General features: G+C 39.8%; 22 protein-coding genes. 17 read left to right on the plus strand and 5 right to left on the minus strand.

Translation table 11 applies throughout. The features are described from left to right. Positions 1-103: 103 nt before the first annotated feature. From I5M19_RS12165 to I5M19_RS12175, 3 genes are all read right to left on the minus strand, one after another. A complete protein-coding gene (locus tag I5M19_RS12165; RefSeq protein WP_214653059.1) occupies positions 104-679 on the minus strand; it encodes a Crp/Fnr family transcriptional regulator in 576 nt (191 codons plus the stop codon). Positions 680-875: 196 nt separating this feature from the next. After that, entirely contained in the window at positions 876-1,805 is a 930-nt protein-coding gene (locus I5M19_RS12170; protein WP_200066601.1) for a helix-turn-helix transcriptional regulator, read from the minus strand. Between the two features lie 10 nt (positions 1,806-1,815). Then, on the minus strand, positions 1,816-2,388 hold the full coding sequence (locus tag I5M19_RS12175; RefSeq protein WP_200066602.1) for a GNAT family N-acetyltransferase: 573 nt from the start codon (positions 2,386-2,388) through the stop codon (positions 1,816-1,818). A 323-nt stretch (positions 2,389-2,711) separates the two neighbouring features. On the opposite strand from I5M19_RS12175, the gene I5M19_RS12180 reads away from it, so the two are divergent. After that, positions 2,712-5,564: a lantibiotic dehydratase gene (locus I5M19_RS12180; RefSeq protein ID WP_200066603.1), complete on the plus strand. Its 2,853-nt coding sequence runs from the start codon at positions 2,712-2,714 to the stop codon at positions 5,562-5,564. On the opposite strand, the gene I5M19_RS12185 is transcribed toward I5M19_RS12180, so the two are convergent. Both I5M19_RS12185 and I5M19_RS12190 read right to left on the minus strand, forming a co-directional pair. Further along, positions 5,482-6,399 (minus strand): sensor histidine kinase, encoded by a 918-nt coding sequence (locus tag I5M19_RS12185; protein WP_200066604.1) that lies wholly within the window; start codon positions 6,397-6,399, stop codon positions 5,482-5,484. The two genes, I5M19_RS12180 and I5M19_RS12185, sit on opposite strands and share 83 nt — an antisense overlap. 484 nt (positions 6,400-6,883) lie before the next feature. Then, positions 6,884-7,627: a LytR/AlgR family response regulator transcription factor gene (locus I5M19_RS12190; protein ID WP_200066605.1), complete on the minus strand. Its 744-nt coding sequence runs from the start codon at positions 7,625-7,627 to the stop codon at positions 6,884-6,886. A gap of 480 nt (positions 7,628-8,107) precedes the next feature. Between I5M19_RS12190 and I5M19_RS12195 the strand changes: the two genes are divergently transcribed. The 16 genes from I5M19_RS12195 (at position 8,108) to I5M19_RS12270 (ending at position 19,680) form a co-directional block, all read left to right on the plus strand. Beyond that, positions 8,108-8,851, plus strand: a complete 744-nt coding sequence (locus tag I5M19_RS12195; RefSeq protein ID WP_200066606.1) for a LytR/AlgR family response regulator transcription factor — start codon at positions 8,108-8,110, stop codon at positions 8,849-8,851. A 789-nt stretch (positions 8,852-9,640) separates the two neighbouring features. Next, positions 9,641-10,585: a hypothetical protein gene (locus I5M19_RS12200; protein WP_200066607.1), complete on the plus strand. Its 945-nt coding sequence runs from the start codon at positions 9,641-9,643 to the stop codon at positions 10,583-10,585. Positions 10,586-10,650: 65 nt separating this feature from the next. Continuing rightward, entirely contained in the window at positions 10,651-11,424 is a 774-nt protein-coding gene (locus I5M19_RS12205) for a DNA-methyltransferase (protein WP_200066608.1), read from the plus strand. A gap of 143 nt (positions 11,425-11,567) precedes the next feature. Continuing rightward, positions 11,568-11,978, plus strand: a complete 411-nt coding sequence (locus tag I5M19_RS12210; protein WP_200066609.1) for a plasmid mobilization protein — start codon at positions 11,568-11,570, stop codon at positions 11,976-11,978. 12 nt (positions 11,979-11,990) lie between these two features. Then, a complete protein-coding gene (locus I5M19_RS12215; RefSeq protein ID WP_200066610.1) occupies positions 11,991-12,239 on the plus strand; it encodes a hypothetical protein in 249 nt (82 codons plus the stop codon). Between the two features lie 51 nt (positions 12,240-12,290). Continuing rightward, positions 12,291-13,283, plus strand: a complete 993-nt coding sequence (locus I5M19_RS12220) for a relaxase/mobilization nuclease domain-containing protein (RefSeq protein ID WP_200066611.1) — start codon at positions 12,291-12,293, stop codon at positions 13,281-13,283. Positions 13,284-13,304: 21 nt separating this feature from the next. Beyond that, positions 13,305-13,931 carry a ParA family protein gene (locus I5M19_RS12225; RefSeq protein ID WP_200066612.1) on the plus strand — a complete coding sequence of 209 codons (627 nt, stop codon included), beginning with the start codon at positions 13,305-13,307 and terminating at the stop codon, positions 13,929-13,931. Then, complete coding sequence (locus I5M19_RS12230) at positions 13,919-14,278, plus strand: hypothetical protein (protein ID WP_200066613.1); 360 nt, start codon at positions 13,919-13,921, stop codon at positions 14,276-14,278. Before I5M19_RS12225 ends, I5M19_RS12230 begins: the two co-directional genes overlap by 13 nt. Beyond that, positions 14,275-14,691 carry a hypothetical protein gene (locus I5M19_RS12235; RefSeq protein WP_200066614.1) on the plus strand — a complete coding sequence of 139 codons (417 nt, stop codon included), beginning with the start codon at positions 14,275-14,277 and terminating at the stop codon, positions 14,689-14,691. The genes I5M19_RS12230 and I5M19_RS12235 overlap by 4 nt, the downstream gene beginning before the upstream one ends. Then, entirely contained in the window at positions 14,688-14,972 is a 285-nt protein-coding gene (locus I5M19_RS12240; RefSeq protein ID WP_200066615.1) for a hypothetical protein, read from the plus strand. Before I5M19_RS12235 ends, I5M19_RS12240 begins: the two co-directional genes overlap by 4 nt. Before the next feature lie 3 nt (positions 14,973-14,975). Further along, complete coding sequence (locus tag I5M19_RS12245) at positions 14,976-15,266, plus strand: DUF4134 family protein (protein ID WP_200066616.1); 291 nt, start codon at positions 14,976-14,978, stop codon at positions 15,264-15,266. Positions 15,267-15,494: 228 nt separating this feature from the next. Then, positions 15,495-15,800 (plus strand): DUF4134 domain-containing protein, encoded by a 306-nt coding sequence (locus I5M19_RS12250; RefSeq protein WP_112571020.1) that lies wholly within the window; start codon positions 15,495-15,497, stop codon positions 15,798-15,800. Further along, the gene (locus I5M19_RS12255; RefSeq protein WP_200066617.1) at positions 15,800-16,087 is read left to right on the plus strand and encodes a plasmid transfer protein; all 288 of its coding nucleotides are present in this window, start codon (positions 15,800-15,802) and stop codon (positions 16,085-16,087) included. Before I5M19_RS12250 ends, I5M19_RS12255 begins: the two co-directional genes overlap by 1 nt. Next, positions 16,065-18,488: a TraG family conjugative transposon ATPase gene (locus I5M19_RS12260; RefSeq protein ID WP_200066618.1), complete on the plus strand. Its 2,424-nt coding sequence runs from the start codon at positions 16,065-16,067 to the stop codon at positions 18,486-18,488. Before I5M19_RS12255 ends, I5M19_RS12260 begins: the two co-directional genes overlap by 23 nt. After that, positions 18,485-19,165 carry a hypothetical protein gene (locus I5M19_RS12265; RefSeq protein ID WP_200066619.1) on the plus strand — a complete coding sequence of 227 codons (681 nt, stop codon included), beginning with the start codon at positions 18,485-18,487 and terminating at the stop codon, positions 19,163-19,165. Before I5M19_RS12260 ends, I5M19_RS12265 begins: the two co-directional genes overlap by 4 nt. Then, positions 19,162-19,680 carry an MT-A70 family methyltransferase gene (locus I5M19_RS12270; RefSeq protein WP_200066620.1) on the plus strand — a complete coding sequence of 173 codons (519 nt, stop codon included), beginning with the start codon at positions 19,162-19,164 and terminating at the stop codon, positions 19,678-19,680. The genes I5M19_RS12265 and I5M19_RS12270 overlap by 4 nt, the downstream gene beginning before the upstream one ends. The last annotated feature ends 6 nt before the right edge of the window (positions 19,681-19,686 follow it).

Below are 19,686 nucleotides of genomic sequence, written 5' to 3' on the forward strand. Positions count from 1 at the left end.
TCGATGGGTAATCCCAAATGGGGTGATCCTTGGATAAGAAATCATTTACCAATAGTTACAAAATAATTTAACAATTGGTTAATATTTATTTTTTGAACAATACCTATGGATGCCCATTTATTTTAATGAGACGACTTAGAGACTGTGGAGTGATACCGAGATAAGAAGATATAATTTCCTTGGAGATCTTTTGTTCTATCTTGGGGTGCCTTTGGAGCAATTCTAGATACCGTTTCCAGGCTGTTAGCCCAATGAGGTCGTGAATTCTTTTAGAATTATAAGAAATATACTGAAGTGTGAGGCATGTATTAAATGCTTCGGCATAAGGAAAGGCAATGTATAATTCAAATAACTGGTGCCTTGAAATGGATAATAACTTGCTGCCAGGCATAACCTCGATATATAGGTCTGAAGGGATTTTTTTTAGAAAACTATTGGGTTCGGTTACAATAGAACCGGCATCCCAAAGACACGCAGTATGCTCCTTATCCCTTTTATCGTCATAATAATACCCCCTGGCAATTCCATTTTCTACAAAATAGATGTGATCTGCTACCTGCCCTGCATTTAGTAATAACTGCCGGTGCGTATGGAAACTAACGCTTGTTTTAGAGTCAATAAAATCCATGATAGCCTTAAAATTTGTTTCACTTTTTAATTCGTTTGGTAGTGGATTCATCCTCAAAAGAGCATCCTGTAAATTATGTGTTTGCATAATAATTTCTTTTAAATAATAAGAAAAGATTCGTGAAAGTTCCTGGATTATGCCAGTCCGGGACGAAGTTAGTTGTGGGAAAAAGCTGAATAAATACTCAAATCAGGGATTTGGCATAGCTAAATAGTGGTATTTTTAATGACAATCGAACTCAAATTATTTATTTATGATGGTTTTGAAGTTTATGAATTAAAGTTGCCCGATTTTGTACGTTGGTTTTTCTGAAGGTATTTTGAATGTGTTTTTTAACTGTTTCTTCTGAAATGAACATATTATTTGCTATATCACTATTCCTCATCCCCTTATATATTTTTTGAACAATTAGAATCTCTGTTCTCGTCAGGCCATAATGCAAGCAGTTTGCCAAAAACTCGTCTGGTTTGATCCCTTCTATGTTCACCTCATGTATTTTTTTTTTGAATTCCTGCCTCGCGTTACTAACCGATCTGGCTATAAAAAGTGCTGTGATTACGATTATGCCGGTATTGGTGCAAAGCACTTCAATTAACTGACTTTCTTCAACAAGCCCGAAAAAAGCCAGTGCTAACCAGGGAGTAACAGCACAATGCATTGCTATCTCTTCCAGGTATTGATTCTTGTCACGTTCGGTTTTATATTTATGCCGGATTGCCCAAAAAATAACCCAAAGCAAAACAATCGCATAAATAAATGGGACAATCATCCCAAAACGGATATCTACGTTTAACTCGCCGTTTATTGCATAAATGATGACAAAAAAGATGATGTATGGAAGAATCAGAAATAGTGGTACACCAAAAAGGGCATGCCAACGCAATGTTTTAAGTTCAAACGCTTTATAAAAATAAAACGGGAAATAGGAAGCCATTAGAAATCCGGTGCCGTAAGCAATCATTTCCTGGATATTGATAGGGATTTTGATTAGTGGATCAGGGAAAAGTCCCCCAGTAATATTGTATAGCAACATCAAAAACAGCAATAGTAAATACCACTCGCGGTTCTTATCTTTCGGCCAATAGAAATAACTGGCCAATTGGAAAATGAACATTAAAATTTCAAGCCCGATAAAAATTGCGGTGACAATATGTATTTGCGTTCCGAATACCAGCATAAATTGAGCGTTAATTATCCGGTCCCCGCTTAAGGAAATATAGGGTATATCCTAAATCTAATTGGCCATATATTTGAAATCCAAATTTTTGATACCAAGGAAGGTTTTTCAAAGTGGATGTTTCGAGGATGATCGGCTTTTGCTCAGAACTTAAAATTATACTTTTTAACAACCTGCTGCCATAACCCCTGTTTTGGTATTGAGGGTCAACGCCAATGAACCAGAGATAGACACTTTTTTCTTTAGGTTGTATTTTCTTTATTTGAGCTTCACGTTTTAATATTTTTCCGATACCAGTGAGGCCGATGACCTGAATGATCAGTCTTATATCGAGCCAAATGGATTTTAAGGAAGAACGCTTTTGATCCGGATACAACAGCAATGCACAGGCTCTTTTATCGTCAGAGAGCCATACTTCGCCAAATAACAGGCAGACTTCCCAGGAATAAGCCATTAAAGCCTTTATTCTCTGCTCTCTTTTTTCGTCATCGCAAACGATGAAATTTACACTTTGGTTATCATCAAATGCGCTGCTTAAAATATTTATTACAGTCGTTTTATCTTTTAATTCAGCCTTTATCATAGATAGTGATTTAAAAATATTAACGTTACCCTACTTCACCTTCCGATTTATCTATGGAGCCGGTTCTCAGAAATGATAAGCATTAAATACGTTTAACTTTTGAACAAATTCGAGTTCAAATATTGCCTGATAAATTTAACTAATGTTTAAATATCGATTACCAATTGGTAAGACCAATATCTCCCGAATTTCTGCCTTTCTGTCCCGAAAATCAGGCATTGTATAAAAAACAATGAGTTACAACAGTCGATAACCATTCTTTTGGAGAAAAAAATAAGGTTAAGCAGGAAACAATAATTTGCTTCAACCGGACAGAATTTACCATGAAGTTAAACGTATTGGATATTGTTATTTGCCGGACACCTGCATTTAGTATAAATGATCAAATTGACGATAAATGGCAGGAACTTAAGGAGCTCATCTTTGAATCCTCACCCTCCTTTTACCAGGCAATTGAACATATGAACCTTTCTTCGGTACTTACATCTCATACCAAAATAGGCTTTACAATTTGGAAGTATTTTAATAGGGCAAAATATAGGGCGACACCATTTGGCGGATTCGCGGCATTTACCTCCATTCCATTGTCAAAAATTCCTTCGGGGCCTTTAGTTCTAAATAATATTATTTTATCAAAATACTTCATAGACTGGTGTGAAAAGGATGCATACATTGATGATTTTAACAAGGTTGTTGGAAATTCATCATTTTTTCAAACTAACTCGACCGTATATACTGTAGGCGACGAAATTCGTTTTATCCGCTTTAAAAATGATTGTTTCGAAATGGCTTATGTAACAGAATTTCCTGAGCTAAAAGACCTATTGAATCTGTGCAAACAAAAATCGACCAGGCACGATGTCTATGATTTCATGAAATCTAAGTACGAGCTGAACTTAAATGATATTAATATTTTTCTTGCACAATTATTGACCCTGCAACTCATAATAACTGATCGTTTTCCAAACATAACAGGTGAGGATTATTTTGAGCGTTTAAAAATAGACAGAAAATCATCGCACAATATTTTTTCCATTTCTGAGCGCAAATTAATAGCAGGAGAATTTGATAGCACTAAAATCAAAGACTTATCTGATTTAATCGTATTTCTTCAATTGAATTTGCCCGTTACGGAAAACACACAGTTGAGAAAATTTCGTAATTCGTTCGGTGAGAAATTTAAAGAAGAAGCGGTACCACTTACAGTAGTAATGGACCCAGAAGCTGGGGTCGGATATGGTAATCTTGGATATCACTTGAACGATCCCGAATTCAATGAAATGAAAAATGCTTTAAATGATAAGCATCACAACGAATTGCAAATTAATTATACCGCTCTGCACAAGTTTTTGTTGAATGGCCTGATTAAAAATACAATAATTCGGTTAGAGGATTTTTATGGGGCAGAAATTGAGAATCCATGTCCACTGCCTAATAGCTTTAGCGCGATGTTCCATTTTTTCGGTGACCAACCCGTCTTATCAAGCCTTGGAGGGTGCACTGCTAATGCTTTAATTGGTCGATTTACTGCCGTCAGCTCTGAAATTGAGCAATTTGGTCAACGAACAGCTTCTTTGGAAATGGAAGCAAACCCGGATGTGTGTTTTTTCGATATTGCTTACCAGGCTGAAAAACGGGTTGATAATGTTAACCGGCGAAAGAAATTATACAAACATGAACTTCCCATATTAACATGGTCCTGTGAGCCATCCCAAATTCATTTAGACGATATTTTAGTATTTATAAGAAATTCTGAAGTAATACTCTGGTCAAAAAAATGGAAAAAACGTATGATACCCCGCATTCCATCTGCCTACAATTATACACGTTCAGATCTCGCCGTTTACCGCTTTCTATGCGATCTCCAGCACCAGGGAATCAGATCTGATTTGACTTTTAGGATTCAGCAATTTTTTCCTGACCTGGAGCACTATCCTCGGGTAGTGTTTAAGAATATTATTGTTTCCCCTGAAATGTGGCTATTTCCTTTGGATTTAATGAAGGTCATTGAACAGGATCATATATCTAAGTCAAAAATTATATTGGAAAACTGGCTTCAAAAGAACAGTATTGATTTTCCTTTTAGAACAGGGTTCGCGGATCAAACTTTATGTTTCAATCCTGAAATAGAAGAGGATGTGATTGCCTTTTTGAACTTTTGCCGTCAAAACCGGCAAATTAAAATTTATATTACAGAAGCTTTATTACCAGACGAGACAACTATCAGGGATAACAACGGCAAGGATTATGCAGCTGAATATATTGTCAGTTATGGTCACGAAGGTGAAGTCTATTCTGGTATTCAGAATTTAACGGAGCTCGGGGTAAACAATCAAAAGTCAAAAAAAATCTCACTCCCCGGAAATGAGTGGTTGTATTTTGAAATATACTGTCACCCGGCAAGGGGCAATGCTATCCTGTTAAATCAGATTTCCTTATTTGTAAAAGAATTTAGGCAAGATATTAGAAAATGGTTTTTTATCCGTTATGATAATCCTAAACCTCATCTCCGTTTTCGGGTGCAATTAAAAGAGCCATCCAATGGCTATCAACTAATTGGCCGTTTAAATACTTTAATAGAGAAAGATTATTTAACCGGTCTAATTTCGGATGTCCAAATAAGGATTTATGAGCGAGAAGTGGAACGGTATGGAATTCACCGAATAAGCCGGGTTGAAGATTTTTTTTGGTACGATAGCAAAACTGTTCTTATGTTACTGAAAAAAGAACATACAGTGGTTCAACTCTATGCGATAACCCTGGCCATCATGAATAAAATGTTGATATGTTGTTATGATGAAATTGATTCTCAAATATTTTTTGTCTCCAAAATGTCGGACAGTTTCAAGAAAGAATTAAATATGGGTAAGGATTTTTTCAAAAAGTTAAATCAGGCTTTTGAAATACATAAGGAAAGTTTTGGAACCGCAGCGCCGCATATTTTAAACAAGTTGTTTTTCAGATACGAATTTGAATTTCAGGAAATCTTAAGTCTTTGTGATAATGAGTCTGATAAGGTAAATATGATGGCTGATCTAATTCACATGCATATTAACCGTTTATTTAATGCTGACCAGAGAATCCATGAGGCAGTTATTTACCATTATCTATTAAAGGTTTTAAAGTCTCGCCGGGGTATTTCAATTGTTTCAAAGGAATACTTAAGAGAACTTTAAAATGACTTGATTCAGTTGAGCTATAATCAAATAAAATATTTTCCCCGTAGGCGAATTTTAATCTTTGCTCCGTATTATTCAAACCTTTATGATTGCCTGCACTCCGCATTTTCTGGTCAATTACATTGTCCGTTTCAATATAAAATGTTTCATTTTTCAGATAAACTTGAATTACCGCATCCTGACCTTTATCCGTTAAGTTGCCATGTTTAAAAATATTTTCTACCAGTGTCAGGAGGACTAATGGGATGAGATAAATGTTGCGAACGTCTTCTTCATAGTGAAATTGGATGCCCAGTTCATAATTCTTTCTCATCTGGTTCAAATAGATCAGATTTTCTACCTGGTCTATTTCTTCTCCCAAAGGGATAAATTCACCCATTTTGTCCGAATCGATTGCATATCGCATCATCTCCGCAAGCATAATTACTGCATCTGCTGTATTTGGTGACAATGCTACAATATTGTGGTATACGAAATCTAATGTATTGAATAGGAAGTGCGGATTAATTTGTGCTTTTAAATAGGCATTCTGCGCAATGGTCAGTTCCTGCTCTGATTTTTGGCGATAGATGATATCTATAAGGCGTTGCTTTTCAAGTTCATTTGTTTTTCTCCTTTCATTATTATACCTGAGAATAAAATAATAACCAGTGGAAAACCCCATAAAATAAATCCCCCTGTATAACGATTGAAGACTATTTTGATAAGTCAGTTTATAATGCATTATTTTAAGAAGATGGGTAGTAATCAATAATTCGTCAATACAATAGGAAGTCAAAATAAATACTGCAATTTCCACCCCAATCACTAAAGGAAGTTTCCAAACAGCCATTCTATTATTCTTGAATGCCCAGGGCAGCGAATAGTTTGCATGGAAATAAAAAAGGATCAGTATTAATGCATAGTGACTTATATACGCGGAAAGATTTCCAAATACACCGGTAATTAATCCGATGACGACGGATTCATAAAGAATAAAAAGCAACCAAACCAAGAGATGTAGTCTATATTTCGTGATCCAGTTGCTAAAAATCCTTTTCATATGAATCTCCCTTTCTGTATAGAAAAATATTGGTTCTGTATAAACTTATTTATCCGGGGTAAAATTCAGTATAAGTTTCATAAAAAAAAGCTATGAAACAGAAACATTTTAAAATCCCCGACAACACGTTTTTTGTATACAAGGCACAAAAAACGTCAAAGACCATTACTGGCGATACTGACTCGACAGATCCTACAACGAGCATGGTGACGCTTACCAAGACCGGCATCTTAAATACTGGGAAGTAAATTTAATGCGGGACAGAGGCCAGGCGTTATTCTTGACGCCGGGCCTTTATTAATCTATTTGACAAAAATTCGGCGAACACCTTTTTGTAAAAATCGCCAACCGTTATCTGGAGACCATTAATCATTTTTATGGTATTGCCGTCGATAGTATCTATATGATCCTTACAAATAATAAAACTTCGTTGAAACTGTTCGAATCTTGGATATGGTTTGAAAATTTTGGAGATTTCAGTCAACGACATATAAGTAACAACTTTTTTGGATACAGTGTGTATCATCACATAATTTTGCTTGCTTTCGACGGCGATCACCTCATCATACCTGATTTTTACAATTTTTAAGTTCTCGTCTTTGTTTTTTACGAAAAAATAATCGTCAATGAATTTGCTTTCTTGCGCAATTTTTTCGTCTATCGGAAATAACTTCAAAATTGTCGCTGCAAATTTGGAAAGGGTATAAGGCTTTAACAAGTAGGCATCCGCATCAACTTCAAATGCCTGGTATCCATATTCTGTATATGATGTGGTAAATACCAGTTTACGTGTTTTTTGACGAATTTCTCTGGATAATTCTATACCGGTTATTTTGGGCATATCGATATCTAACAGAACGAGATCCACCATATCAGATGCGGTAAGGTCAATTAGTGCCTGGACCGGATCGGTGTATGACTTAAAGAGGGTTAAATTAGGAATGGACCCGATGTAAGTTTTTAGCCCTTCAATAGCGTAGGGCTCATCATCTATAATAACGCATTTATTTATATACATAGAAAAGCAATTAACTGCACATATTCCCAAATATTACGATAGTAAAACGCTTTTTACCATGATATTTGTTTACCTGAATCAAAATGAATACTGATCGGGTGGTATTTAATTAGGGATATTTATAATAGTGCAATTAAGAGGTAGCGCTATCTTTTTACCGTGCTGTTATGCAGCATAATTTATCCAATTAAGAAAACCTACCTTTCTATGTAGAAAACACCCCTATTGGGGTAACGAAAGTAAGCTTTTACCTTATTACGATTATTTTAGCTAAATAGTTGTTTTTGGAGGAATTACAAAGACGATAACCACAAAAAAACACTCAAATGTAACTCAAAATGAAGGCTTTAATGTTGCAACACTTTTTTTTCTAACCATTCTAATTTATTGTCATATTTAAAATATTACTTACTTTGTCTTGAGCCAATTTTTGAACCGCTCCTTTAGGTGAACTTTCTTATCGACATAACTTAAAATCATATGTTAAATTGTATTATTATTGATGATGAGCAATTTTCTGTTGATGCAATTCTAAAATACATCGAACTTCTTCCGAGGCTGAATATTCTTGCGATCTATAATAGTCCCATTAAAGCATTGGAATGTGTATCTGTTGAAAGCAATATTGATTTGATTTTTATGGATATAGACATGCCTTTTATTTCGGGAATAGAATTAGCTAGGGCGTTAAGGCCCAAAACCCATAAATTAATTTTCACGACATCGCACTCTAAATATGCATTTGATGCCTTTGAAGTGGAGGGGGACGCCTACTTATTAAAACCATTCTCTTTTTCGAAATTCTCTACAACTATAAACAGGTTATTTCCCAGTAATACAAATACTACTATTCAGGACATGGCTCATGAAGCTGACTATTTTCTTGTAAAAAATAAAGAAGAAGACCTTCGAATAGTCAAAGTTGGCTACAAAGAAGTGATAGCGTTTGAAAGTTCACATAATTATGTCAAAATTCATTTGGCCAGTAATAAAACTCTGACTGCATACCTAACAATAAAAGATATTTTGGAACTCTTAGGCTCCCGTAATGAATTTAAACAATTTCATAGGGCATTTATTATTTCCACGGATTGTATTAACTACATTGAGGGGAATACGATCAGAATGAACAATAATTTATCATTTACCGTAGGCGAAAGTTACAGGGAGAATTTCAGCTTTTATTTGTCGGATAAGTTACTCAAGACTTCCAGAAAGCGATAAATGGATAATAACAGGCGGAATTCAATACCCTTAAGCTAAATATTAAAGGTAGTTTTCAGAGCTATTTTGAGTGTATATAAACTCTCCCATTTAATTTTTCTCAATTAATTAAAAGAATTTGCCGTATTAATAATTGATGCCAAAAATCAATATTCATTTTAAATTTTAGTCTAAAATGCTCATTTAGGCTAAGTTATACCTGTTTTTTTCAGTTCCAAATTGCAAGGGTGAAAAAACCATTTCACCCCCTTTCCCTGTTTTCGCGTACCCCGGAATCCGTGCTTTGATCCTATGATAGCAACCAGGGGTGAATGTCAACTACACTTAATTCACTTCCTGATTATTTATCGGCATAAAAAACTTTAAGTCCATTCGGCTAAAGGTTTTTGGAAAAACCTTCCGTCACTAACTGAAGGGTCAATGATTGCCCAGGTACAAAGCTGGGTGATAGCGAACGTTATTTGACATTGGGGGATAAAGCATTATCCGGCGAGAAGCCGGAAATCAGGCGAAGGTGAGCGTAAAACCGCAATAGACCGAAAGCGCCTGGGCAGGCCAACAGCCCGGATCGTAGGATCTGACGTGAGTAGTCCCGAATTATATACCGGCAGAAGCGAATTCAACGGGTTCGTTACCCGCTGCCGGTACAGGCAAACAAAGTCTTTTATTACGTCGCTATCCTTAAGTCTAATCGGATAGTCGGTTTCTTTTTATTTTTTGCCGGACATAAGGAACTATTAATAATCCTATGCCATCTCCGGCTTAATGTTTAACTCAAATCAATTATTTATGTCTAATTTATTAACATCGAAAGAGCTCAAAGAACAAGGCTCCCTGGTAGACCTGTTAAGCCGTTTAGGGTATCAGCCAGTTCCCAAACGGGGCAGGGAAAGAATGTATCACAGTATGCTCCGGAACGACGATAGTGATCCATCGTTTAGCGTGAATGATGATCTCGGCGTATGGTTCGACCACGGTTTAGGCAAAGGCGGAAATATCATTGATTTCGGCCTATTGTATTGGAGGCACTTGGGTTTTAATGACGTCGTTAAAAAGATCCAGCAGGTCTGTTCCATGGAACAAGGTGAAACCAGGGTAACCAGGCCGCGCAAAGCCGTTAAAATTCCGCAACACATAGTGGAGCAGGTTAAGCCATTAGGAACGCACCCGGCCATTACAGAATATTTAAAAAGCAGGGGTATTTTTGATGTTGCAAGGAAATACCTGTCCGAAGTATATTATTATGTGGAAGATGACAAAAATCTCCGTAAACATTACTTTGCAGCCGGATGGCAAAATGAAAACAATTCGTGGGAAGTCCGTAACCGGTATTTTAAAGGCTGTATGGGGCATAAAGGCGTTACCTTTGTTCCGAGCCATCCTAAAAATGCAGTAGTTTTTGAAGGGTTTCTGAACTTTCTGAGCTGGCGTTTAGAGCATCCTGAAGCAGATCATAGTGTCATCGTCCTAAACACACTGAGCTTATTACAACAAGGTATAAATAAAGCTAAAGCTTTTTCTTCCCTGGATATTTACTTTGACCGGGATAAGGGAGGAAAAGGTGCAACAAATGATTTTATACGCGCATTGCCCTATGCCATTGACCGTTCAAAACTTTATGACGGATTTAACGACTATAACGACAAGATTAAAGCAGACCTGAAAGTAGCTGCCGAAGAGAAAAGGAAGAAAGATAATTTCTTTTCAGGTGTACGGGTGCCTTTTGAAAGGTAGGGGCTATGTCGTTTCTGCTTGATTCCTACTTGAACAAAGTACTTGAGGGCGATTGTTTGGAGGTGATGAAAGAATTACCAAATAGCTCAATCGACCTTGTTTTATGTGACCTTCCCTACGGTACAACGCTAAATCCCTGGGATGTTCCGATTGACTTTAACTTGCTATGGCAACACTACGAAAGGATCATTAAACCCAACGGTGTCATTGCGCTGACCTCCGCCGGTATTTTTACCGGTACTGTTATTCTGAGCAACCCAGCCTGGTTCAAATACAAGATCGTCTGGATAAAATCAAAGTCCACCAATTTTTTAAATGCCAAAAAACAGCCGCTCCGGCGGCACGAGGATATCTGCATTTTTTACAATAAGCAGTCGGTCTACCAGCCACAAATCATACCAGGTAAGGCCTACAACAAGGGATGGAGAAGGGAACAGACCACAGGCTGTTATGGTAAGTATAATCCTTCACAGGCTATCAGCAATGGCAATCGCTATCCTTATGATATTTTGTTTTTTGACCAGGATGAACCTGATGATTGGTTTTATTGCAAAACATGTGAACATGAGGAAACAAGGCCTTATCACCCGACGCAGAAGCCGGTGGATCTAGGTCGCTATCTGATCAGGACTTACACCATTCCCGGTGCTATTGTACTTGACAATGCCTGCGGATGTGGTTCTTTTTTGATTGCAGCTATCCGCGAGGGACGGAAATTTATCGGCATCGAGAAAAACAGCGGGGCCTATCACCAAAAGGTCAGGCCCATCGATTTCGTTAAAATAGCCAGGGAGAGAATTGCCGCCGAGCCCATACCCAACTTTTTATTTAACGGTTGAAAAGCCCAATTAAAAGGACTAAAACCTCAATTTAATAATCGGGATTTCCGTTGCTTTAGCAACGGCAAGATGTCTTTTTGTTTCACAAAAAGTCTCTTGCCCTCCCGGGGGGAGATAAAAAAACTTCGCAACTCGTTTTTTCTATGGCTGACTTAAAGAAGCTGATTGGGAGGCCGAAATTAAAGGATGGTAAACGGACCAAATTTATAAACGTCAGGTTTACCGAAGATGAATACAAAGATATTGCTGAATTAGAAAAGCAACTGGGCATTACAAAGACCGACCTGATCAGGATGCGGATTTTATCAGATGCCAAGAGAACGGTCATCAATTCCAGGGAACTGATCAAATACCTAGATGACGCCGGCGCGGAAATGGGTCGGATTGGCAACAATATCAACCAGTTAGCCAAACATGCCAATACCCTTAAATTAAAAGGGGCGCTAAATCTTGTTATCATAGAACAGTTCAACAGGCTATTTGAAGAATACATCCGTGTCCAACAACAATTTGAGGTTTCACTCCGGAAAATTATACGAGCAATGGGCGTATAAGAGCGGGGTTTGATGTACTCAATTATCCGCCGCACAGCACTAAGCTGTTACGATATTAATATAGGCAGATCACCAGATAAGGACATCTATAGATTGGAAGATAGGATGATCAAAAGATCGCAGGATAGGTTGATAACAAGATTACAAGATATGGAGATCGGCATATCAGCCGATAGGTTGATAGGAAGCTTCAAAGATCATTTGATCGTTACCTACAAGGATCAGTTGCTCATAAGATATGGAGATCGGCTGATATCCTGATCTGCTGATAAATGGTTAGCCTGATCTTCCTTTCTTAATACGCACTAAGCTATGATTGCCCATATCCTTGAAAAGCCTTCCAGGACTTTTGCCGGCGTAAAATACAATACCAATAAGGTTGACCGCAATACCGGCGAACTAATGCTCATCGCCAACTTCGGAGCGGTGCAGGCGCTAAACAATCCACGGCCGCAGGATTTGGTTAATTACCTTTTAATGGTTTCCGCGCAGAACAGAGTAATTAAAAACACGCAGTTTCACGCGGTTATTTCAGCTAAAGGCAGGAATTATAACAAACAGGAATTAACAAAGGCTGCGGTGATGTGGTTGAAGGAAATGAAATATGGCGATCAGCCATACCTCATCGTTTTTCATAAAGACACAGAAAATAACCATGTCCATATTGTCAGTTCACGAGTAGGTAAAGATGGTAAACAGATTGACCGCGATTACGAACAGGTACGGGCAGTAAGAAATATAAATAAGGTACTGGGCTATGGCTTTGCTATGCAATATCAATTTAGTACCAAAGCGCAGTTTTATTTAATACTGGAGAACCAGGGCTTCCTTGGACGAAATTACCTTAATGAGGAGAAACTTCAGAAAAAGTTGAGCTCCTATGTACCAGATAAAGCCAGGATAGCAGACCTTAAAGAGCTGTTCATCGCGTACAAAGCCAACCCTGCTTTTGTGCAACAGATGCAATCGCAAAACGGGATCGATCTGGTATTTCATTCTTCCGAAGGAAAAAAGCCCTATGGTTATACGGTCATCGACCATACCACCAAACAGGTTTTCAAAGGCAGCGAAATTCTGAACCTGAAATATTTGTTAGACGAAAGCCTCAATTTTGAATTAATAAATAAACCAGTCAATATAGACCTCAACGACTATTTGAGCCATGAGGCCATAACTTATTATTCTGAATATGCATCGGAGCCGGTGTACATAGGGCCTATAATGATCTCTGACGATGTGGACGATCAACAGGTTCTCGGCATGAAGCGCCGGAGACAAAAGAAAGCAAGAACTAATACCCGTTAAGGGATAAACCCATGAAAACTTATGATCTGTTTATTTGGCAACCAAAAGGGTGGCGTAGGAAAAAGTACGCTCACCGTCCTATCAGGGAACTACCTGAGCCTGGCTAAAGACTGGCCCGTGACTATCATTGATATGGATTACCAGCAATCCATATCGCAGAAATTTGAAAAGGCTAAAGTACTGGAAAATGAAGAACCCTACGATGTATTGCCGGCAAACCTGGAAAGCTTTCCACCTTTAATTCCGGTGCTAACCAAAAATAAAAAGGATGCGGTGCTTATCGATTTGCCCGGCAAACTTGATGATGATGGTCTGATACCGGTTTTTAAATCAGCTGACCTAGTGATCTGTCCCTTTGCTTATGACGAGTTCACTTTTGAATCCACCGTCTTATTTACGGTTGTTCTTAAAAAGGTCAACCCGAATGTAGAGGTGATTTTCGTCCCTAACCGCATCAAAGCAAACGTAAAGTTTGAGATCATGACTGAAGTGAATGAACAGCTTTCCAGGTTCGGTAAGATAACAGCCATGATTCCTGACCGTATCGACTTTCAGCGCATTACAACCTTTCAGACGCCTTTATCCCTATACGGGATTATCACTCCAATTTTTGAAGAAATATTTGCCGACCGTTTATGGAAAAAATGAAATCATTAGCCGACCAGCTGCGCGAAAAAATGGTAAAGCCCCCAGAAAAACCTACCGGTGATAAACCAGCGCTGGCAACCGGGAATACTAAAAAGCCGCTGAAAAAGGCAAACAAGGCTTTGGATGCGCCAATACTTGAAGTATTGATGGGCTATGACAATAGCGATCATAAAACTATGGTACATTTTCGGTTCGACAAGCACACCGTGGATTTTCTGAATCAGTTTAAAATAGCGACCGGAGTAGACGCAACGAAATTCGTAGCCTTTTCTGTCCGACATTTTATTGACACGCACCCCGAGCTTAGAACAATCATCAAACAATTTATACAAAACTCATACTTATGACACGGATAAAATTTGCACTCGGACTCCTTTGTACCTATGCCGCCTATTATTCGGCGCTAATCCTTTGGGATCACCTTCGCCACAAGCATGCCGACATAAAAAGCGGGAACACTCTGACTAAAGGTGAACAAAAGCCGGGGAACGAAACTGGTTTAATAAATGAGAAAAAGACAAATGGAATCTTGATCCATGATACCGTGCTGAGGTCACTCTGGGCTTATGACAACAGCGGCCATAAAAACATGGTACACGTCCGGTTTGATAAACAGACAGTCGATTTAATGAACAAGTTTAAAATGGCCACCGGTGTTGACATTACCAAATTTGTCGTCTTTGCCGTCAAATACTTTTTTGAGACCAACCCGGAACTCAAAACTATTATCAAACAATATATACAAAACACAGAATTATGACTTGGATAAAATTCGCCCTTTGGCTGCTTGGTATCTATACCACTTATTATGTAGCCCTGATCTTTTGGGATTACCTGCGTACAAACCGTGGGGAAACCGGAGTTGACAAACATGAACTCACTTTTGTGGAGGACATTGAACCCGTTAAATCACACATAGAAGAAGTTACCGGTACAGGAAAAGAATCTTCAGTAGCCTTTTCGGGCGGTGTGAGCCTGAAACAGCTTTTTAATCTCGCCCGCGAAGAGTCGGTCGAGTACATCAAATCCGTAAGCTTTTAGCACATGAAATTTTTTCTGTCCCTTTGTTGTTGCCTGCTGCCTGGTTTAACATTTGCACAACCTGGCATCAACGAAATGCAGCAGGCACAGCAAGACTTATCTTCCTCGTTTTTCTCCGCCTTTGATTGTTGTATGGTCCTGGCCGTTTTATTTGGCCTTTTAGGCGCGCTCAGGATATACCATAATTGGCAAATGGGCAAGGATCAGATTGATTCAGCCGTCGCCGCATGGTTTTTCGCTTCTTTCTTTATGATCCTATCGGGTCCATTTTTGCGGGCATTGTTCGGAATCTGAATGCCTGTATTTTATTTTGATGCTTCCACTCGGAAGCTATAAAAGATTCCTGTCTGTACCTTCTTCAAACAAAACCTTGACCGGTTTAACCGGGCAGCGTTAATGCTGCCAATCCCTTTGGGTGAAATAATCGGGGCGTTGTTCGTGATCTGAACGCTTTTTTAACATAACCGGCCTTCTCCCAGTTGGCTCTAAAAGATCTCCGCCTTTATTTTTTTCTCTATTTTCATGTTTTCAAAAACAAAAAAACTATGGGCCTCAGCCGTATTGCTGGCCCTGTCTGTTCCGGTATTTGCGCAAAGCGGCGTTAACGGACTGAACACAGCAACCTCCACCCTAAAGACCTATGTGGCCCCCGTAACCAATATTACTTTGGTGATTGGCGGCATAGTTGGTATCGTTGGTGCCATCCGTGTCTATTCCAAATGGAATTCGGGCGACCAGGATATCAATAAGGAATTAATGGGATGGGGTGGATCGTGCGTCTTTCTCGTGGTTTCCGCATTGGTGATCAAAGCTTTCTTCGGCTTATAATGGCCCGGAAGTATCCTGTATATAAGGGGCTGCAACGGCCCCTTATATTCAAAGGGTTCAAAGGCAAGTTCATTTACTGGGGGCTTGCCTCCCTTTTAACCGGTCTTGTATTCGGTGCGCTTACCATGTCATTAGTTAACATGTGGCTGGGTGCGCTTGTACTCATTGGCTTTATTGTTGGCGGTTTACTCTTTACAGCCAGCAAACAAAAAGGCGGCCTGCATTCTAAAAGCCGCACCTCAAACATTTACATCCTTAATCATTATGGCCGTAAAAACCTTATTTAACATTCCCTATGCGGGCGTGGATAAAGATGGGGAATACGATTTGCTCATAGGCGTCAATGGGGAATGTTCTGTGGTTATCCAAATGGTAAACCCGGTCATCCGTTATTCCGCTTATCCCGCAGGGTATGAAGAATTTCACCATCTGCTCATCAATGTTGTTAAAATATTAGGCGATGGTTATCTCCTGCAAAAGCAGGACATCATCAGCCGCTCACCTTATAAAGGCCCCCCGGCCAATGAATACCTGCAAAAACAATACAATGCCCATTTCGACGGACGAGAATGCCTGCAGGTTGCAACCTATTTAACCATCACGCGCCAGGTGAAAAAAGGCGCGTTTTATGTTTACGATGGTCGGGTGCTGCGGGATTTCCGGCAGGCCGTAGGCAAAGTATTGGACGTACTGCCTTCAGCGAATGCACTGAATGAGGGCCAGTTGAACCAGTTGGTTTTACAACTGCTCAGTATGGAATTTGGCCGGCCCAATATTGTACTCAACAACCTTTCGCCGTCAGAAACAGAGATCAGGATAGGTGACAAGGCAGTGCGCAGCATCAGCCTTGTCAATATCGACAGTATCGACCTGCCTCCGGATGTAGCGACACATATCGAGCTGAATGATAAGGAAAGCATGCGCGGCTTCCCCATAGATTTCCTGTCCTTCCTTTTTAAAGTACCGGGATTTGATGTGATCGTTTTTAACCAGCTCATCGAAATACCTAACCAGGTGATGACCCTGCGCAAATTGGAGCAAAAAAAGAAACGGCACGCAGGTATTCCTGACCCTGCCAATCAATTATGCGTAGAGGACATTGACTTCTTATTAAACGATGTGGCCCGCGAAAATCAAATGCTCGTCAATTGCCATTTTAATATTCTGGTGGCGGCCCATGTTTCCGCCATACAAAAAGCGGTCAATTTTGTGGAGAGTTCGCTCTTCCAGTTAGGTATTATAGCCAGCAAAAATGCTTACAACCAGTTAGAGCTTTTTCGGACGGTGCTGCCGGGAAACGGTGTGGAGCTAAAGGAATATGATTGGTTCCTGACTACCTGCGACGCGGCCATTTGCTTTTTCTTTAAAGAGTCACTGCCGAAGGATGAGCCTTCCGACTTCTTAATTAGGTTTACCGACCGACAGGGGATTCCTGTAGGGATGGACCCGGCAGACCTGCCCATGCGTACAGGGAGGATCAATAACCGCAACAAGTTCGTTTTAGGCCCCAGCGGTTCCGGTAAGAGCTTTTTTATGAACGCCATGATCGAGCAATATATGCTCTACAACATGGACATGGTGATCGTTGATACCGGGCACTCTTACTCAGGCCTGTGTTCCTATTACCAGGGCAAATACATCACCTATACGGACAAAACGCCTATTACCATGAATCCGTTCCGTATTACTGAAGCGGAATATAATATTGAAAAGAAAGATTTCCTCTGTACACTGATCGGGGTTGCCTGGAAGGGCGCTGAGGGAGTTTTCAGCCCGGTGGAACGAGATGTAGTAGCAAACGTGATTTCCTCTTATTACAGCAAGTTTTTTGCTGATAATGGTGAATTAAACTTCAATACCTTTTATGAGTTCGCCCTGGAAAAAATCCCCGGGATCAAAAGCGAGGAAAAGATCGTGTTTGATTTTGACGAGTTTCGGTATGTCCTTAAAAAGTTCTATAAAGGCGGTGAATTTGCACCCATCCTGAATAAGGAAGCCGATAAATCGCTGTTTACCGAACGCTTTATTGTGTTCGAAATTGATAGTATAAAAGAGCACAAGATCCTCTTTCCCATTGTCACGCTCATTATTATGGATGTATTCATCCAGAAGATGCGTTACCGTTCGGATAAGCGTAAGGCTTTGGTTGTCGAAGAAGCCTGGAAGGCTATCGCCAGCCCTTTAATGGCAGGGTATTTACTCTACTTGTATAAAACGGTAAGGAAGTTTTGGGGAGAGGCTATAGTAGTTACACAAGAGCTGGGGGACATTATTGGCAACGCTGTGGTTAAAGATAGCATCATCAATAATTCCGATACCATCTGCTTGCTGGATCAGACCAAATTCAAGGATAATTACAATGATATTGCCGCCCTGCTCTCCATCAATGAAACCGAAAGGCGTAAAATTTTCACCATTAATCAGCTGGACAACACAGATAACCGCGGACGTTTTAAGGAAGTTTATATCCGCCGCGGCGCAGTCGGTGAAGTTTACGGCGTAGAGGTATCGTTGCACCAATACCTTACTTATACAACAGAAAAACCGGAGAAGTCGGCAGTAGAGAGCTACACCAATCGCTTCGGTTCTTACCCGGACGGCCTTGATGCCTTTATCCGGGATTTTAAAGGCAGCGGAAAATCCTTGCCTGCCTTCATTTCACAGGTTAACCAAAATCAACAATCATGAAAACCCATAATTTAAAATTTTCAATTTTAGCTATAATGCTTAGTCTACCTTTTTGCAAGGCTAAAGCACAGACCTTAACCGTTGACCCTGCCGTATCAGCGGCTATTGCGGTTAACGCTGGTGTCATCAACGGCCAGTTGAATACCACCAACAATAAACTTGACCTCATCCAAAAAGGTCAGCTTGCCGTAACCGGCCAGCTCGTAATCGTGAACAACCTGCAAAACAAGATCTATCAGGGTCTGAGCCAGGTGGCATCAGTGATCAATAACCTGACCACCATTAAGGAAATTGCAGAATGTGGCACCGATATCGTCAACGATGTGGAGGCTTCCGTCATGCTGGCTAAATCCGACCCGGTATTGTTGCTCTTTGCCGAGCAGGGCGCCCGCGACTTTGAAACAAGGGCGGCAACGCTCGCCGCAGATGTAAGCGCCTTCGTGCTTAAAGGAGGAAAGGGTAACCTCATGGACTCCGGCGAAAGAGGCAAATTATTAAATCATATCGCCGATGAAATGCGTATCCTGCGGGGCATTGCCTACGGGATGGACAGGGCCATGTACTGGGCAAAGATCAATGGCATTTTTCGCTCACTAAATCCCTGGGCCGAATGGCAAAATGAAGATGTCAGGATAGCCAATGACGTCTTAACCAACGCTAAATACCTGAAGCAATGAAACACGAGATTTTTATGATCTGCCCGCCGTGGAAACAGTACCGCATTTACAAAAGATCGCCTATGTTCCTGTTTGATAACATTCCTCCAAAATTGCTGAAAGCCCTGGTTGCTTTTCGGTTTATTGAGAATTGCCTGAACCAACTTTCGTCACCTGACCACGTGGTTTTTATCTGGGTGACGGAAAAATATACGGAAGAGTGCAAGGATTACATGAAGCATTTGGGCTATGAATATCACAAGTATTTGATATGGCACAGGCCAAAATGGAAAAGGGGTAGCTCAAAGAAAGTACTTGAATACCTCATGGTTTATTATAAAGGCAAAATGTATGCACCGGTCTTACCTTTCCCTGATTCTTTGGAGACACCCTTTACCGGAAGAGTTAAAGACCGGGAGCGAAAACCCGCAGATGCGTACGCAATGATTGAAGCGATGTTTCCCATTCGGCCTAAACTTCAAATTTATGGTTTCACCCACCGGACGGGATGGAATGTTTTCCACCATAATAATTAAAATAAC

Source organism: Mucilaginibacter segetis, assembly GCF_016522075.1.
Lineage (GTDB): Bacteria > Bacteroidota > Bacteroidia > Sphingobacteriales > Sphingobacteriaceae > Mucilaginibacter > Mucilaginibacter segetis.

Excerpts from the sequence above, each read along its gene's own strand:
- I5M19_RS12170 (WP_200066601.1), bottom strand. The coding sequence starts at position 1,805 with ATGCTGGTATTCGGAACGCAAATACATATTGTCACCGCAATTTTTATC.
- I5M19_RS12235 (WP_200066614.1), top strand. The coding sequence starts at position 14,275 with ATGACACGGATAAAATTTGCACTCGGACTCCTTTGTACCTATGCCGCC.
- I5M19_RS12195 (WP_200066606.1), top strand. The coding sequence starts at position 8,108 with ATGTTAAATTGTATTATTATTGATGATGAGCAATTTTCTGTTGATGCA.
- I5M19_RS12200 (WP_200066607.1), top strand. The coding sequence starts at position 9,641 with ATGTCTAATTTATTAACATCGAAAGAGCTCAAAGAACAAGGCTCCCTG.
- I5M19_RS12190 (WP_200066605.1), bottom strand. The coding sequence starts at position 7,627 with ATGTATATAAATAAATGCGTTATTATAGATGATGAGCCCTACGCTATT.
- I5M19_RS12210 (WP_200066609.1), top strand. The coding sequence starts at position 11,568 with ATGGCTGACTTAAAGAAGCTGATTGGGAGGCCGAAATTAAAGGATGGT.
- I5M19_RS12175 (WP_200066602.1), bottom strand. The coding sequence starts at position 2,388 with ATGATAAAGGCTGAATTAAAAGATAAAACGACTGTAATAAATATTTTA.
- I5M19_RS12220 (WP_200066611.1), top strand. The coding sequence starts at position 12,291 with ATGATTGCCCATATCCTTGAAAAGCCTTCCAGGACTTTTGCCGGCGTA.
- I5M19_RS12240 (WP_200066615.1), top strand. The coding sequence starts at position 14,688 with ATGACTTGGATAAAATTCGCCCTTTGGCTGCTTGGTATCTATACCACT.
- I5M19_RS12225 (WP_200066612.1), top strand. The coding sequence starts at position 13,305 with ATGATCTGTTTATTTGGCAACCAAAAGGGTGGCGTAGGAAAAAGTACG.
- I5M19_RS12180 (WP_200066603.1), top strand. The coding sequence starts at position 2,712 with ATGAAGTTAAACGTATTGGATATTGTTATTTGCCGGACACCTGCATTT.
- I5M19_RS12245 (WP_200066616.1), top strand. The coding sequence starts at position 14,976 with ATGAAATTTTTTCTGTCCCTTTGTTGTTGCCTGCTGCCTGGTTTAACA.
- I5M19_RS12185 (WP_200066604.1), bottom strand. The coding sequence starts at position 6,399 with ATGGCTGTTTGGAAACTTCCTTTAGTGATTGGGGTGGAAATTGCAGTA.
- I5M19_RS12165 (WP_214653059.1), bottom strand. The coding sequence starts at position 679 with ATGAATCCACTACCAAACGAATTAAAAAGTGAAACAAATTTTAAGGCT.
- I5M19_RS12255 (WP_200066617.1), top strand. The coding sequence starts at position 15,800 with ATGGCCCGGAAGTATCCTGTATATAAGGGGCTGCAACGGCCCCTTATA.
- I5M19_RS12230 (WP_200066613.1), top strand. The coding sequence starts at position 13,919 with ATGGAAAAAATGAAATCATTAGCCGACCAGCTGCGCGAAAAAATGGTA.
- I5M19_RS12215 (WP_200066610.1), top strand. The coding sequence starts at position 11,991 with ATGTACTCAATTATCCGCCGCACAGCACTAAGCTGTTACGATATTAAT.
- I5M19_RS12205 (WP_200066608.1), top strand. The coding sequence starts at position 10,651 with ATGAAAGAATTACCAAATAGCTCAATCGACCTTGTTTTATGTGACCTT.
- I5M19_RS12265 (WP_200066619.1), top strand. The coding sequence starts at position 18,485 with ATGAAAACCCATAATTTAAAATTTTCAATTTTAGCTATAATGCTTAGT.
- I5M19_RS12250 (WP_112571020.1), top strand. The coding sequence starts at position 15,495 with ATGTTTTCAAAAACAAAAAAACTATGGGCCTCAGCCGTATTGCTGGCC.
- I5M19_RS12270 (WP_200066620.1), top strand. The coding sequence starts at position 19,162 with ATGAAACACGAGATTTTTATGATCTGCCCGCCGTGGAAACAGTACCGC.
- I5M19_RS12260 (WP_200066618.1), top strand. The coding sequence starts at position 16,065 with ATGGCCGTAAAAACCTTATTTAACATTCCCTATGCGGGCGTGGATAAA.